This is a genomic window from Bacteroides sp. RCH18 (assembly GCF_058231005.1).
Genome location: NZ_JBIPTC010000001.1, coordinates 1,910,672 through 1,927,743 on the forward strand (window position 1 = coordinate 1,910,672; position 17,072 = coordinate 1,927,743).

The following is a 17,072-nucleotide window of genomic DNA, read 5'->3' on the forward strand; positions in this document are numbered from 1 at the left end:
ATTTCAAAATAATTATTCCGCAATAAAGCGCTTTGTCTGTACATCACGACTGTTCGTACCTATCATCACGTCAAACTCTCCCGGTTCGTAGATATATTGCAGCCCGGAATTATAAAATTTCAGGTCATCTTCCGTAAGTACAAACTTCACTTCACGGCTTTCTCCTTTTTTCAGGAAGATACGATCGAAGCCTTTCAGCTCTTTCACCGGACGCGCTACTTCCGCATAGATATCACGCAAATAGAGTTGTACCGTTTCATAACCGTCATGGTTTCCTTTATTGGTGACGGTAACGGAAGCTGTCAGGTTTCCATTTTTCGGCAAGGTTTCCGAACTGAGCTGCAGGTCGCCATATACAAAGTCGGTATAACTCAAACCGTATCCGAAAGGATAAAGAGGTTCGTTACTCTCATCCAGATAGTTGCTGGCATACCGGTTGAAAACACGGTTGTCCGGGTCCGGACGTCCGGTGTTCAAATGATTGTAGAACAAAGGAAGTTGCCCTACCGAACGAGGGAAGGTAGTAGTCAGCTTGCCGCACGGGACGGCTTTGCCAAACAGAACATCGGCGACGGCATCCCCTGTCTCACTACCTCCGAACCATACATTCAGAATAGAAGGAATGTGTTCGCTTTCCCAGTTCAAGATCAAAGGACGACCGGTGAACAGGAGCAGTACCACAGGCTTACCTGTTTTCACCAATGCTTTCAATAAGTCCTGCTGAGCGTCAGGGATTTCCAGATTAGTACGGGAAGGAGATTCACCACTCATTTCCGCACATTCACCCACAGCAGCCACAATCACATCGGCACGGGCGGCCGTACGTAATGCCTCGGCCAGCAGTTGCTGATCATTACCACGTTCCAACGGACGGATGCCGACAGCTCCTTTTTCCATTTCCGCATCATAATATACATTGCTGCCTTTGGCATAAAGTATTTCAGCCTTGTCTCCTACTGCCGACCGGATTCCTTCGAGTAACGTACCGTGTCCGGACGGAGTACAGGTCATGCTCCACATTCCGCACATATTATTGCGTGCATCTGCCATCGGACCGATTAAGGCAATTTTCCCTTTTTCCTCCAACGGAAGCAGGTGATTCTCATTTTTCAGTAGAACAAACGTCTCTGCCGCAACCTCGCGTGCAACTGCACGGTGCTCAGGCGTATAAAGTTCTTTTTCCGCACGCAACGTATCGCAATATTTATATGGATCGGCAAACAAGCCTAGTTTATACTTAGCCTCCAGCACACGACGGCAAGCTGCATCAATCTGTGCTTCGGTGACTTTCCCCTCTTTCAGCGATTCTTCCAGCGTATTGAGAAAGCCGCAGGAAACCATGTCCATATCCGTCCCCGCCTGCAAAGCACGGACAGAAGCTTCCTTCAAAGGAGCCACTCCATGAATGGCCATTTCAGCAATGGAATTGTAGTCTGTGACCAAAAGTCCCTGAAATCCCCATTCGTCACGAAGTACATCTGTCAACAGCCATTTATTTGCCGTAGCCGGTATACCGTCTACTATATTAAAAGAGCTCATCACACTACCGACACTGGCCTCAACCGCTGCCCGATAAGGAGCAAAATATTCGTTATACATACGCAGATGGCTCATGTCGACCGTATTATAATCCTTACCGGCTTCTGATGCTCCATAGAGGGCGAAATGTTTTACACAAGAAAGGATTTCATCTTTTCCCTGCATGCTGTCACCTTGATAACCGTGCACATAGGCCTTTGCCAGCAGTGAACCCAGATAAGGGTCCTCACCGCTTCCTTCGGCAATACGTCCCCAACGGGCATCCCGGCAGATATCTACCATCGGGCTGAATGTCCAGCAAATGCCATCTGCACTGGCCTCAATGGCAGAAATCCGCGCCATCCGCTGAATAGCCAACGTATCCCAACTGCATGAGAGGGCCAACGGTATCGGGAAAATCGTCTCATAACCATGTATGACGTCCGCCCCGACTATCAAGGGAATTTTCAACCGGGTTTCTTCCACTGCCAGCCGTTGCAGGTCATAGATTTTTTTAATTCCTTTTACATTGAAAAAGCCACCGATCTCTTCTTTGCGAATCATATCACTAAGCTCACTATTCATCACCGAGCCTGTCACCAAGTCGCCACCGGAAGGAAGGTTCAACTGTCCCAGCTTCTCACGGATCGTCATTTTACCCATCAGGTCTGTGACAAAGCGATCCATCTCTACCTCTTTTCCCCCACCAGACTCCGAACAGGAAAAGAATGTAATGCCACAAAGGGCACCAAACACCAGATTTCTTATTTTCATAAGCTCTTCAAATTATTTATTTACTTTTCTGACTTTACCTTCTATACAATAACGGCAACATCGGTCAACAGAATCTATTTCGCCAAAGTTAACACTTCCTTCTAAATAATGAGACATATACCCGCAAAATAGATTATTTATTTCTGTCAACTGAATCTATATACAATAGACGGTTCAGAAAGAAAAAGCCACATTAATTCAGAGCTACAAATTTTCCATCCTTAATATAAATAGGTGTTATCACCGGATGTTCCGTCTGCGAATTCGGTGCATGATAAGAAATCATCAGCCTGCCTTTAAGATCCTTGAATACCATCGCGTGTCCGCCATCGTCACTATTTAGCGTTTCGGGCTCCTGCACCCAAGGACCAAGAACATTACCCGATGCCGAGACAGCCTGCCCGATGGCATATTTTCCATCTGTCTTTCGGAAACTGGACCATAGCATAATCAGTTTTCCATCATCCAAACGATAGATAAAAGGAGCATCCGTAACATTGCCCGTCACCCCGGAACTTGTAATAGAGCCTACCCAGGGAGCTTCCGAAGCCTTGAACAACAGATACGGATCACCTTCTGTCGTTTTCAGATCTTTCGCCAGCCGTTGGGCATAAATTTCACCGTCGATAGCCTCCAGCCACTCACGACAGAACAACAGCCAGGGATTGCCTTCTTTGTCAATATACAAAGATCCATCCAGACACATCCAGCCGGAAGGAGTAATCGCCTTGTTTACAAGTGGAGTGAAAGGGCCTTTCGGACTATCGGAAACTAGAATAGAAGTTCCCCGCTTCACTCCCGCATTACTGAATGTAGTAAATAAATAATAACGTCCTTCATATTCATACACATCCGGTGCCCAAAAGTCCTGTTGCCCCCAGAAATCACTTTTAGCTATAAAAGAATAGCCTTCGTCTTTCCACGTGGACAGGTCTTTACTTTTATAAACTCTGATTTTCAAGTTATTATTGAAATGAAGATAATACATCGAAGTTTTCTTGTCGACCAGAATAAACGGGTCCCGCAAACGCAAACTCGATACAGGAATCGTGAAACTTTCTCCCCCCACTTCATCCGGATCGGTGGAGGAAGTCTGTCCATCATCATTACTACAACTGACAATACACGCTCCCATCAATAACAAGAGCGAAAGAATAGAATGCTTTAACTTTTTCATATATCAATGATTATTTAATAAAATACCTATTGAAAACTGATAAATAAATTGTTCAAGATCAATAATGAGGATTCTGCTCGATATGAGAATTTTCGATAATGACCGATGTAGGAATCGGGAACAAAAGATTCTTCTCTGAGAAATTAGTACTATACTTCTTACCAGTTTCTACATATTTCCCCATCCGGATCAAATCTTCCCTGCGCTTTCCTTCATACCAGAACTCCCAGCCTCTTTCTTTCAGAATCCAGTCTCTCAACGACTCCTTATCCGGGAAATCGGATAATTGCTTTATGATAGCGTCTCCACCATCAGCAGCCTGTTCCATTGCTGTAAACTCGATTTCATCAATCCAAAGTTCATATCCGCTTCCGGAATTTCCCAAAGCAAGGAACAGAGCACAATTTTGATCTTCCGTAGCTTTACCTGCCTGTGTGGAGAATTCCTTTACTTCGCCTGCTTTCAAAGAGATGGATTCCATGTGGCTCAATGGTCCTTCAACGCGTATTTCAAACTGAATGTCTTTCGAGGCTTTCAACTTCATCTTTATTGAATACTTACGCCCTTTTGCAACCAAAGGTTCTGTTCGCATCTGCAAAGTCCAGAATTCCGTACCCGAAGATTCAACTTCCACATGTAAGCTGTTTCCGTTATTCAACGTGTTGTTTTTATCCACATCATACTTCCAGGCAGATCCACCGGCCTGATCGTAGTTATTCATCGAGAATATCCCTATAACATTGTCAACAAACTCTCCGTCAAAGCTCTCTTTAAAAACGGGTATTGCAGGCAGCGAGGTGCCAAAGCCAAAAGCACGTTTCCGGATATCATTAATCAGATCGACACTCCCTTGATTAGGACCATTCAGTTCATTCAATGCTTCCGCCTTAAATAACAACACTTCTGCATATCGGTCGAGTACCTTGTCATTGCCTGCCCATGTGCCTGTAGCTTCAGGATCAATCCCATATTTCAAAGGCAAAGCACCTACATCACCACTGGCTCTCAAATCAACTGTAGCACCGGACTTTGATGTATATTCGGCCTGTGCCAAAGCTCTTCGCCGGTCATTTTCATCAAACGTATCATAGAATTCCCACGGCATCCGGTGTCCGGACCATCCTTCTACGATGTTTCCATAAGGTGAAGCGTAGTCACCCGGCAAAATATTTGCATATGTATGATTACCATAATCTGCCAGTGGTTCAGCTCTCACAACAAACATCAGTTCTTTATTACCTTCGTTCTGAGCTGAAAATATACTTGCATAATCCTTCTCCAGTTCATAGTAATTCAGACCGATAATCTCATTTGCCGTTTCGAGAGCATTCTGCCACTGCTTTTCATGCATATAATATTTCAGTAAATAATGCAGGGCAGCTCCCTTTGTGATACGTCCGTATTCAGCTTGTTCTACCGGAAGTGCGTCGGCAGCAGCACGTAGTTCTGTCGTCAGGAAAGTTCCGACTTCTTCAGACGTAGGTCTGTAAGGTTTATAATCCGGGTCCGGATTGATTGCCTGGTCGGCTTCCAGAATCATTGGCATAGGACCATAAAGCCGATATAAATCGAACATGAAAAAGGCTCTGAGCGCCCGGACCTCCGCAATATACAAGTCTTTCACCGACTGAGCTACCGGAGACTCTTCCATCTTCGCTATCGTATAAGTGCAACGGGTGATATTAGGGGCAGTCCAGTTATAGAATCCTTTCACCATCTGGTCAGCATCCGTCCACGAACCATTCAGAAAAGCAACCCATGACCACTTGGTAGTCCATTCTTCGGTTGAAACTTCATCCATTACAAAAGAACTTCCATCACAAAACAAATAAGGTCCCCAGCCTTTTTGGCGTAATTCATAATAAAGGGCAACCGTTGCAGCCGAAAGGTCTGCAGGAGTATTAAACGCATTTCCAGTATCTACAACTCCATACAAGTGAGGTTCCAAGCTCCCCTCACAGGCTACAAACTGAATGCTTATAAATAGTAATAATATTTTTTTAGCTAATTTCTTCATGACATTCCAGTTTAAAATTTCACATCAAGTCCAAATGAAAAAGTCTTCTGTTGAGGATATGACGCCCGGTCGTTTTCAACTTCCGGATCGAGTCCTTTATATCCGGTAAACGTCAGCAGATTCTGACCGGAAAAGTAAAATCTTACTTTCAACTTATCAGCTTTAAACAGTCTGCTCAAATCATATCCCAACGTTACGTTCTTCAGACGTAAATATGTATTCTTCTCCCAATTCGGAGCACCGTAGCTATCATAGCTGTTCACTTCGCCACTAGGCATAGCGGAACTCATGTTGTCGGAAGTCCAACGATTTTTTATATCCGCCAAAAAGTTATTATTGTCTTTCAGTCTCTGGATGCCGTTTCCACCATATACCCCGTGTTCTACCTGAGTGTAAGGATAGGAATATCCGCCAACCGAAGCATAAAGATAAATATTCAGATCAAATCCTTTGTACCGGAAATCATTCGAGAATCCCATAGTAAACTTCGGTGCACGTGTCCCCAGATATACGACATCTGCCTGGTCTATTTTCCCATCAGGCTTTCCTGTCAGATTCCCTTCCTCGTCGAGTCCGTTCACATCTCTATATTTGCGCTGTCCCGGTAACAAATCCGGCATAGCCGGCGTATCTTCACCCGCCTGCTTTATACCGTCCGGAATCAGCGTATAGATAGCACTTACCGGATCGTCTTCTTTGACATAAGGAGCCAGGATTACTTTCGGATCACGTTCTTTCCATCTGTCACGATAGGAAGTATACGTCAATGTCGATTCCCAATGTAACGGTCCTTCCAGGTTCACTGTATTCAGCGTCAGTTCAAAACCGGTACTTTTTGTTTTTCCAATGTTGGACCATATACCGGTAGTGACAGCTGTATGCGGCAGCGAACGCCAGCTCAGCAGGTCTTTTACCTCTTTAAAGAAAACATCTACACTACCATTGATACGATTCCGGAAGAAACCGAAATCCAGTCCGAAGTTAACTTCTGTAGTGGTTTCCCACTTTAAATCAGGATTACCGAACTTTCCCAGATTTACTCCTCTCTTTTCTGTATCTCCCAGATAATAATTTCTGCCGTCAAAGGCAAAGTACTCGGAAGCAGCATCGTTAGACAGATTTTCATTACCCACTTGTCCCATGCTGACACGCAACTTGGCATCGGAGAGCCAGTTGACATCTTTCAGAAAATCTTCCTGATTCATTCTCCACGCAAATGCTCCCGAAGGAAAGAAAGCATAACGATTGTTCTTTCCAAAACGGTCGCTACCATCGATACGGGCAGTAAAAGTAAACAGATACTTGTCTTTGAAAGAGTATTGGGCACGACCAAAATAAGAAGCCAACACGTGTTTATTTTTATAAGAACTGACCACCGGGCGCGTTTCACCTGCCTGTAGTTTATAATACATCAACGCATCAGACATAAATCCCATAGCACGTGCATACGCTCCGTCATCATTCTGCACCTGATACGAATATCCCAGTAATGCAAGAAGTTTATGTCTCTCCTTGAAAGTCTTCTGAAAATTGAAAACCATATCTGCCACATAGTCTTCACGGTTGGCGGAATTGATATTCGCATCTCCATTCACACTACTTCCATATTTCGTAGTCATCGGATAGTAGCTATGGCGGGACCCGTCGCGGATATCCGCACCGGCAGACAGTTTCAACCAAAACACATCTTTTATAAAATAGAAATTAGTGAATGCTGTTGCCAAAAAACGCTTGGTCTTTGTCTCATCCTCAATGTCGAGATAGGACAAAGGATGATTGAGCAATGCCTGCTTAGGATCTTCCATCCATTTGCCGGTCGTCGGGTCTCGTTCCGCCTTCACTGTCGGACTATAACTTAACGCCGATTCGATAATACCTGCCGTACTGTCATATCCTCCCCCCAGTGTCGCATTCTGATCGACTACATAAGAGGCTGTGGCAGAAATACCATAATCCCACCATTTCGTTATTTTATGGTCCAGATTATAACGGAAACTATAGCGTTTATAACCGGATGTTTTCACCACTCCTTTCTGATCGAAGTAGTTCAGCGAAATCAATGATCTCATCTTTTCATTACCATAAGTCACTGTGAGGTTATGTTGCTGGATAAGACCTGTACGGGTAATCATATCATACCAGTTGGTCCCTTTTCCGGCTTTTGTTATTTCTTCATCTGTGTACATAGGTACATAAGGGCTGACAGCACTCGGATCTGTATTCCCATAAGGATATACCAGATTCTGCATTAAATACTGTTCTTTATAGTAACTGTTCTGAGTAGTCATTAACTCTCCGGCTGTCAATAATTCCGGTCGTTTATTTATAGTCTGAAATGACATATTCATGTTATACTCTACTTTCGTATCCTGAGTACCTCTTTTTGTCGTAATCAGAACAACTCCATTAGCACCCCGCGCACCATAAATGGCAGTTGCCGAAGCGTCCTTCAAAATCTCTATGGATTTGATATCGTTAGGGTTAATACTGCTCAAAGGGCTGTTACTTCCTGCCGTCCACTGATTACCGCTTCCGGGATTGACACCGGCGTTCACTATGGGGAAACCATCGACCACATACAGCGGATCATTCCCCGCACCGGTAGAAGCCGCACCCCGAATCAGAACTTCAATACCACCACCGGGCTGTGCACTCCCCTGTTTTACAGTAAGTCCTGCCGCACGTCCCATCAACATTTCAGAGAAGTTCGGTGAAGCTGCTTTATTGAGTTTCTCAGACTTTACAGAAACAATCGAAGCATTCAAGTCACTTTTCTTCATTGTACCGTATCCCACTACCACAACTTCATCCAGCAATTCTTGCTTTTCATACAAAACGATGGATAAATCTGTCTGATTTCCAACTTTCACTTCCAAAGGCTGATAACCGATGTAAGATAGTTCCAATACCGCTCCCGGCGATACTTCCAACGTAAACTTCGCATTTATATCCGATACCGTTCCGTTAGTTGTCCCTTTTTCTTTGATGGTAACACCGATAATAGGCTCGCCGTTAACATCGTTCACCACACCTGTGATCTTACGTTTTTTACCATCCTTTGAAGTTTTCTGCCTGGCTTGTCCTTTCTGAACAATTACATTCTTCCCCTTTACTTCATAGACAACGTCTTGTCCGTACAATATCTGATCGATAGCCTCATTCAGCTCTTTCGCCTTTACAGTTATAATCTTCTTTGTATCCAGATCTCCGACTTTATAAACGAAAGAATATCCGCTTTTATTCTTCAACTGGGTCATTGCTTCTTTCACTGAAACGTTATCCATTTTCAATGAAACAGCCTGGGCTAGTATTGCTATGTTAAGGCAAAACAGAGCCATGACCATTAATATGGCCTTCTTCCTGTAATTCATAAAATAAACAAATTATTAATTAAAACTTGAATAACTCGTTTTAAAAGAGATGTATTTTGCTAACTTTGCATATTCTCTTTTGAAAACATATTCACACTAGATGATTGTTGAAAGAAGAGATTCAAGGAGCCGGGAGATGTCCGAAATCTTCCGGTTTTTTATTTGTCTCTCCTTATTTGTCAGCTAAAGATTATTCTGTATTTTTCTCTTTATTCATACTTTTCAATTTTTAAGGTTAAACAATCATAGCATTATAATCTCTGGTAACCGGTTAGTAGATAGTTATATTGCGTTCTTCAATCTTATATTGCATTTTTTCCGTAGAAGCCAGTGCTTCCAGTACTTCCTGGATATTTTGTTCGCGACGAACGAAATTGCCATAGAAGCGGAATGTTTTTAAGGAATCATTGGCTATGTGAATCTTCACATTATAGCTGCGTTCCAGTTCTTTGGCGATATCCGGCAAGAGTTCTTCATCAAAAAACAAGTAACCGTCCGTCCACTGAGACGCATTGGATGCGGTAACCGACTCTACAGTCAAAAGCCCGTTCGCCTTATTTAATACAGCCCTTTCATCAGGTGAAAGGACAGCTTCTTTTTCTTCTCTCAACAAGTTGTTCAATCCGACCTTACCTTCCAATAAAGAAACGACCACTTCATGATCTTCCGGATAGTCACGGAAATTGAATTTTGTTCCTAACACCTGTAATTGCAAATCTTTAGTCTTTACGAAAAAGGGAATCTTCTCATTCCGCTTTACCTCGAAATATCCTTCCCCTTCCAGTTCTACTTTTCGGTTATCGACACCAAACCCCTGCGAGTATGTCATGCGTGAACCGGCATTAAGCCAGACTAATGTGCCATCCGGCAAATAAAGTTTTGTTTTTGATCCTAAAGGAGCTTCTACTGAAATATCTGCAAAAGTATCTTTCACATTCACCTCTCCCTGCCAATAAGAAATGCATCCCACCGCTATTATGATTGCAACAACCGCAGCATAACGCCACAACGCTGACAAGTTAAAACCTTGACGGGAAGTGCTCTGAATTTCCTTCTGACTTTCGACACGGTTTCTAAAATTCTCAAACGCTTTATCCTTATCATAGACAGATGCGGCTTCACGACTTACAGCTGAAAACCAGATCTCCCGCTGCCGGATAAAATATTGCTGATTTTCAGCCGATGCGGCAATCCATGTTTTCAGTTCATCTAAAGCGTTCTTATCCAGACCTTCAGTCAGATAGTTGGCAATCAGTTCATCAATATGTTTATTTTCTTCTTCCATATTTATGCTTTCTATAAAGGAGACAGTTGTTTTTTAATTAAGGGTAGTCAGAAAATGATTTTTTTTTCGCTTTACCTGAAAAAAAGTAGTAATAGAGAAATCAGGTACTTACTCAAATGAGCGTGTAAAGCAGCTAAAGCATTCTTTATATGATACTTAACTGTATTAATAGATATTCCCAGTTCACCGGAAATTTCTTCGTATGATTTTCTTTCAAAGCGACTTTTAGCAAAAACCCGACGGCATTCGTCCGGCAATTTATCAATAGCCTTATATATTTCGTTTTCAAGTTCACGTTCCAGTAAAATACCTAACGGATGCGAATCGGACAGTATGACTTTATCATCCGTTATCTCATCGGGCATAAGAGCAGAAAATGCTATTTCTCTCTTTTCACGTTCCGAATTAAGATAGTTAATACAACGATTACGGACAGCTCTCAGCAGGTAACTACGGATAGAGACTGAAATATCCAAAGTCTCACGTATCTCCCATAAATGAAAGATAGTATCTCCTACAATGGTTTCGGAAAGGAACTGATCTTTTAGATAACCATTGGCGACATAACAGAGCAAGGCATAATGATGATCATATATGTAACGATAAGCATTTTCATTGCCTATCTTCAGTTGCTCCACTATTAAAGTTTCAGTATTCTCCATGAATGTACCAGTCAGATTAATAGCACAAATTTAGAGAATTATTCGAATTTAAAGCATATAAAGCCAAAAATCCCTCCAAAGAAAAAACTTTGGAGGGATCTTCTGTATACTACTCTGTATGCAGTCTATTTCATCTTATATACGAGTGTACCACCTTTCAGAATATCTTCATGAGAAATCGTATTCTTTGTATAAGGTTCGCCATTCAGCGTGATACTATCCACATATTTATGTTCCTTCGACAAGTTTTCAGCGATCACAGTAAAGGTCTTTCCATCAGCCAGATGTAACACAATCTTCGGTAACTGAGGAGCACCGAATACATAATCACCGATTACCGGATCTACCGGATAGAAGCCCATTGCACTGAACATATACCATGCGGACATCTGACCACAGTCATCATTACCACAAAGTCCGTCAGGCTTGTTCTTATATTGAGTATCAAAGATTTCACGGATTAGTTCCTGTGTACGTTCCGGACGACCTGCCAAAGCATATAAATAAGTAACATGATGACTGGGCTCATTACCATGCGCATACTGTCCGATCAAACCTGTCACATCAGCCTGAGTTGTTTCCAGTTTCACTGTAAACAGGGAATCCAGCTTATTCAGGAAAGGTTCTTCTCCACCGAAGAGAGCAATCAAACCGGGAACATCGTGTTGCACATGCCAGGTATACTGCCATGCATTTCCTTCCGTATAGTCACCGCCTGTACTTTCCGCATGCCCTACATCACTAGGATTAAACGGAGATTTCCAAGTTCCGTCAGCTTTACGCGGACGCATAAAATTCGTCTGTGAATCGAATAAGTTCTTATAATAATCCGCACGTTTCGCAAAGTAAGCAGCATCTTCTTCTTTTCCCATGCGACGGGCCATGTCAGCTGCCGCATAATCGTCATATACCGATTCCAGAGTTGAAGAGACGGATTCCGCTTTTGTCAGGTCGGTCGGGAAATATCCGTATTTCGTATACACTTCCCAGTCGGACTTCAACGGATGAGATACAGTCTGTGTCTTCTTCACCATATTGAAAGCACGTTCCGCATCAAAGCCACGGAAACCTTTTCGGTAGGCTTCAGCAATAACAGACACACCATGATTGCCGATCATACAGAAGTTTTCTTTTCCCCACAATGCCCAAATAGGCAGGAAGCCTTGTACTTCACCTTGTTCTATCAATGAATTAACAAAACCATCCACACGTTCGGGAACCATTAATGTATAGAATGGATGAGCGGCACGATAAGTATCCCATAAAGAAAAGGTTGAATAGAATGTACCTGTTCCGGCCTTCACTATCGAATCGGCAGCATTGCGATACATACCGTCCACGTCTGAAATCTGGTTAGGCTGAATCAGCGCATGATAGAAACAAGTATAGAAATTCGTCTTTTCATCATCTGTACCCTCTACGTCGACGCGACTCAGATAGCTGTTCCATTCGTCATGGGCAGCCAGCTTCACACCGTCAAAGTTCCAGTCTGGTATTTCAGCCTGCAGGTTCTTCTTTGCTCCCTCTACGCTGGTAGTCGAAAGAGCCACCTTCATCATCAGTTCATCTCCCGGCTTCAAGTCGAAAGTAGCAATGATTCGCTTTCCTTTCTCAGTTTCTCCCATCGGAAGGTAAAGCGAATCTATTACCGGACGATTAAACTTCATCACAAAGAAGTAGTCCTGATCGACCCAGACCGTGTTATTCACGTGTCCGGTCAGCGTCTGAGCATCTTCCCAGTTCACCTCGCAACTATTCACTTGTGAATGATATTGTTCTTCTCTCCAGGCAGGTCCGTGCTGCAAGTCAATCAGCAGAGAAGCTGAATCCGCTTTATGATATGTATAACGATGAAGGGCCGCATGGATAGAAGCAGTCAGTTCCGCCTTTACCTGCGGATCGGATAATTCGACTGTATAATATCCCGGAGTAGCAGCTTCCTTGTCTTTTGGGAAATGGCTGCGGTAAGCATCCCATGCACGGGCACGGGTACCGGTAACCGGCATCACCAGAATATCACCCAAATCCATACATCCGGTTCCGTTCAGATGAGTCTGAGTAAAGCCCCAGATCAGAGAGTCCTGATAAGTATATTCCGAACAATATCTCCAACCTACTGCACCCGTCACCGGACTGGTCTGTATCATTCCGAAAGGATAGCAAGCTCCGGGGAATGTATGCCCATTGTCAGCAGCACCAATAAAGGTATTCACATACTGAGTGTAATCTTTCGTTTCCGCTTGCTCCGTCGGAGAACAGGAAGTGTACATAAACAGTCCCGCCAAAGCAACGGCCATCACAGGGGATTTTCTTTTCATGATAATCATAATGTTAAGTTAATGCTACAAATTTAGAGAATAATTCTCAATGCTACACTAAAATACAATAGAAAAATAGTCCCCAAGTCTGATCATTCAAAATTTATATCTACCCTGTTCCGGGCAGCATTCTAAAAGCAAATAAACCTGATTCATTGTGACAAAACAAAAATTCGCACGACTTATTGAATAAATATCAACTCAATTATTTATCTTTGTTAGCTTTAAAACAAGCTGACTCAAAAAAACAATAGTATAATGAAAGATTTCTTGAAATTTACGCTTGCCACTGTGACCGGTATCATCCTGTCAAGCATTGTATTATTTATTATCGGCATGGTAACACTGTTCGGCATTGTATCAACCGCGGATACAGAAACAATAGTGAAAAAGAATTCTGTGATGATGCTCGACCTGAACGGTGTATTAGTCGAACGCACTCAGGAGAGTCCGTTAGGTATCTTATCACAGTTGTTCAGCGACGACTCCAATACATACGGGCTGGACGATATTCTTTCTTCCATCAAAAAGGCAAAAGAAAATGAAAATATCAAAGGAATTTATCTGCAGGCAAGTATGCTCGGAACTTCGTATGCATCTTTGCAGGAAATCCGTAATGCATTACTCGACTTTAAAGAAAGCGGAAAGTTCATCATAGCCTACGGAGATAGCTATACACAAGGACTTTATTATCTTTCCAGTGTAGCGGACAAGGTATTGCTCAATCCGAAAGGAATGATTGAGTGGAAAGGCATCGCTTCCGCTCCTCTGTTCTATAAAGACTTGTTGCAAAAGATCGGAGTAGAAATGCAGGTATTTAAAGTAGGTACTTATAAATCCGCCGTAGAACCGTTTATTTCTACAGAAATGAGTCCTGCCAATCGTGAACAGGTGACAGCTTTTATCAACTCGATCTGGGGAGAGGTTACCGAAGGGGTATCTGCTTCCCGCAGCCTCCCCGTAGATTCACTGAATGCTTTAGCTGACCGTATGCTGATGTTTTATCCGGCAGAGGAAAGTGTGCAATGTGGCTTGGCGGACACATTGATTTATCGTAATGATGTACGCGATTATCTCAAACAATGGGCAGAACTGAAGGAAGACGATCGTCTTCCGATACTGGGATTGAGCGATATGATCAATGTAAAAAAGAATACGCCTAAAGATAAAAGCGGTAACATTGTAGCAGTCTATTATGCATCCGGAGAAATTACTGATTATAGCGGTTCTTCGGCTTCCGAAGAGGGGATTGTAGGGACGAAAGTCATCCGCGACTTGCGCAAGCTAAAAGAGAATGATGATGTGAAAGTGGTCGTACTCCGTGTTAACTCTCCGGGTGGAAGCGCTTTTGCATCCGAACAAATCTGTCACGCAGTGAAAGAACTGAAAACAAAGAAACCGGTCATTGTCTCTATGGGCGATTACGCTGCATCCGGTGGTTATTATATGTCTTGCATGGCTGATACAATCGTTGCCGAACCTACTACCTTAACAGGTTCTATCGGAGTTTTCGGCATGATACCCAATTTAAAAGGATTATCTGAAAAGGTCGGCCTGACGTTCGATGTGGTAAAAACAAACAAGTTTGCGGATTTAGGAGTTATCATGCGCCCTTTTAATCAGGATGAGAAAGCATTGATTCAGATGAGTGTTGCCCAAAGTTATGATACATTTATCAGCCGTTGCGCCGAAGGACGACACATGACGAAAGAAGCGATCGAAAAAGTGGGTGAAGGTCGTGTATGGACAGGCGAAATGGCTAAGGAACTTGGATTGGTAGACGTACTCGGAGGTATTGATACAGCTTTGGAGATTGCTGTCAGGAAAGCAGGCATCGAAGGATATACAGTTGTCTCTTATCCGGCAAAACAAGACCTCCTTTCTTCACTGCTCGATACGAAACCCACTAATTATGTGGAATCACAAATATTGAAAAGCAAGTTAGGAGAGTATTATCAACAATTCGGTATGCTGAAGAATTTAAAAGAGCGTTCCATGATTCAGGCACGCATTCCGTTTGAACTAAATATCAAGTAAACTGTACTGCATGGACGAACACTTTATTAAGATACATAAGTGGCTTTACCCTGTCTCGTGGATTTACGGGGCAGTGGTAACAGTAAGAAACAAACTCTTTGACTGGGGATTCCTCCGGTCAAAGAGTTTTGGCGTTCCTGTCATCTGCATCGGCAACCTGTCTGTAGGCGGCACGGGAAAGACACCGCACACCGAATATCTGATAAAGTTACTTCGTGATAACTATCATGTGGCAGTATTAAGCCGGGGATATAAAAGGCATAGCCGGGGATATGTGCTTGCCACTCCCCAAAGTACTGCACGCAGTATCGGTGATGAGCCTTACCAGATGCATACCAAGTTCCCGTCCGTCACACTGGCTGTCGATGAGAACCGTTGCCATGGCATAGAACAATTACTATCCATTAAAGAACCGTCCATTGAAGTTGTATTGCTGGATGATGCTTTCCAGCATCGCTACGTCAAACCGGGACTAAGCATCCTGCTGACGGATTATCACCGCCTCTTCTGCGACGATACTTTACTTCCGGCAGGTCGTCTGCGCGAGTCTGTCAACGGTAAAAACCGGGCACAAATCGTCATAGTCACAAAGTGCCCTCAAGATATTAAGCCGATTGACTATAATATTATCACGAAACGACTGAACCTTTATCCTTATCAGCAGTTATACTTCTCATCGTTTCGTTATGGAAATCTGCAACCGGTATTTCCATCAGCAGCTTCAGAGACTGATTCTACAGCGAATGAGTTACCTCTGAGCGCTTTAACGAATACGAATATTTTGCTGGTAACGGGCATTGCATCACCTGCACCTATTCTCGAAGAGTTGAAAATATATACCGATCAGATTGATTCGCTTTCATTCGACGACCATCATCACTTCAGCCATCGGGACATACAACAGATCAAGGAACGATTCGGAAAACTGAAAGGTGAACATAAACTGATTGTCACCACCGAGAAAGATGCAACCCGCCTGATTCATCATCCGGCATTGAACGAGGAACTGAAACCGTTTATCTATGCCTTGCCTATTCAGATAGAGATATTACAAAATCAACAAGATAAATTTAACCAACACATTATTGGCTATGTTAGAGAAAATACAAGAAACAGCAGCTTTTCTGAAAGGGAAGATGCACACCAGTCCTGAAACAGCCATCATCCTTGGCACCGGACTTGGCAGTTTGGCAGACGAGATCACCGAGAAGTATGAAATAAAGTATTCGGATATTCCTAACTTCCCGGTATCTACTGTCGAAGGTCATAGCGGTAAACTGATTTTCGGCAAGTTGGGCAACAAAGACATCATGGCAATGCAGGGACGTTTCCATTATTATGAAGGTTATTCCATGAAGGAAGTGACTTTCCCTGTACGTGTAATGCGTGAGTTGGGTATCAAAACATTGTTTGTGTCCAACGCCAGCGGTGGTACAAACGAAGCTTTTGAAATCGGCGACCTGATGATTATCACCGATCATATCAACTACTTCCCCGAACATCCGCTTCGTGGCAAGAATATTCCTTATGGTCCACGCTTCCCGGATATGAGCGAAGCATATGATAAGGAACTGATTCGTAAAGCTGACGAGATTGCTCAGGAAAAAGGCATTAAGGTACAACATGGAATTTATATCGGTACGCAAGGCCCTACTTTCGAGACTCCTGCTGAATATAAACTATTCCACATTCTGGGTGCCGATGCAGTCGGTATGTCTACCGTTCCCGAAGTGATCGTAGCCAACCACTGCGGAATCAAGGTATTCGGAATCTCCGTCATCACTGACTTGGGAGTAGAAGGAAAAATTGTAGAAGTATCGCATGAAGAAGTTCAGAAGGCAGCGGACGCAGCCCAACCTAAAATGACCACTATCATGCGTGAACTTATCAACCGTGCTTAATACTAAACTCTA

At 43.2% G+C, this 17,072-nt stretch carries 10 protein-coding genes; 3 read left to right on the forward strand and 7 right to left on the reverse strand.

Features of this window, described 5'->3' with window-relative positions:
• Positions 1–12: 12 nt before the first annotated feature.
• The 7 genes from bglX to ACHLI0_RS07650 all read right to left on the reverse strand — a co-directional run bounded on the left by bglX (position 13) and on the right by ACHLI0_RS07650 (position 13,122).
• Complete coding sequence (gene bglX / locus ACHLI0_RS07620; protein WP_490748801.1) at positions 13–2,292, reverse strand: beta-glucosidase BglX; 2,280 nt, start codon at positions 2,290–2,292, stop codon at positions 13–15.
• A gap of 193 nt (positions 2,293–2,485) precedes the next feature.
• Entirely contained in the window at positions 2,486–3,469 is a 984-nt protein-coding gene (locus tag ACHLI0_RS07625) for a glycoside hydrolase family 43 protein (RefSeq protein ID WP_074856255.1), read from the reverse strand.
• A gap of 58 nt (positions 3,470–3,527) precedes the next feature.
• A complete protein-coding gene (locus tag ACHLI0_RS07630; protein ID WP_490748802.1) occupies positions 3,528–5,486 on the reverse strand; it encodes a RagB/SusD family nutrient uptake outer membrane protein in 1,959 nt (652 codons plus the stop codon).
• An 11-nt stretch (positions 5,487–5,497) separates the two neighbouring features.
• A complete protein-coding gene (locus ACHLI0_RS07635; protein WP_490748803.1) occupies positions 5,498–8,857 on the reverse strand; it encodes a SusC/RagA family TonB-linked outer membrane protein in 3,360 nt (1,119 codons plus the stop codon).
• 271 nt (positions 8,858–9,128) lie between these two features.
• Positions 9,129–10,142, reverse strand: a complete 1,014-nt coding sequence (locus ACHLI0_RS07640) for a FecR family protein (protein WP_062694663.1) — start codon at positions 10,140–10,142, stop codon at positions 9,129–9,131.
• A gap of 71 nt (positions 10,143–10,213) precedes the next feature.
• Positions 10,214–10,804, reverse strand: a complete 591-nt coding sequence (locus ACHLI0_RS07645) for an RNA polymerase sigma-70 factor (RefSeq protein WP_490748804.1) — start codon at positions 10,802–10,804, stop codon at positions 10,214–10,216.
• 125 nt (positions 10,805–10,929) lie between these two features.
• Positions 10,930–13,122, reverse strand: coding sequence for a GH92 family glycosyl hydrolase (locus ACHLI0_RS07650; protein WP_490748805.1), 2,193 nt, complete (start codon positions 13,120–13,122; stop codon positions 10,930–10,932).
• A 258-nt stretch (positions 13,123–13,380) separates the two neighbouring features.
• On the opposite strand from ACHLI0_RS07650, the gene sppA reads away from it, so the two are divergent.
• From sppA to ACHLI0_RS07665, 3 genes are read left to right on the forward strand one after another with little or no spacing between them, the layout of a single operon-like run.
• Positions 13,381–15,159 (forward strand): signal peptide peptidase SppA, encoded by a 1,779-nt coding sequence (sppA, locus tag ACHLI0_RS07655; RefSeq protein WP_473296608.1) that lies wholly within the window; start codon positions 13,381–13,383, stop codon positions 15,157–15,159.
• A gap of 10 nt (positions 15,160–15,169) precedes the next feature.
• Entirely contained in the window at positions 15,170–16,312 is a 1,143-nt protein-coding gene (gene lpxK, locus ACHLI0_RS07660) for a tetraacyldisaccharide 4'-kinase (RefSeq protein WP_490748808.1), read from the forward strand.
• Positions 16,251–17,060, forward strand: coding sequence for a purine-nucleoside phosphorylase (locus ACHLI0_RS07665; protein WP_008761225.1), 810 nt, complete (start codon positions 16,251–16,253; stop codon positions 17,058–17,060). The genes lpxK and ACHLI0_RS07665 overlap by 62 nt, the downstream gene beginning before the upstream one ends.
• The last annotated feature ends 12 nt before the right edge of the window (positions 17,061–17,072 follow it).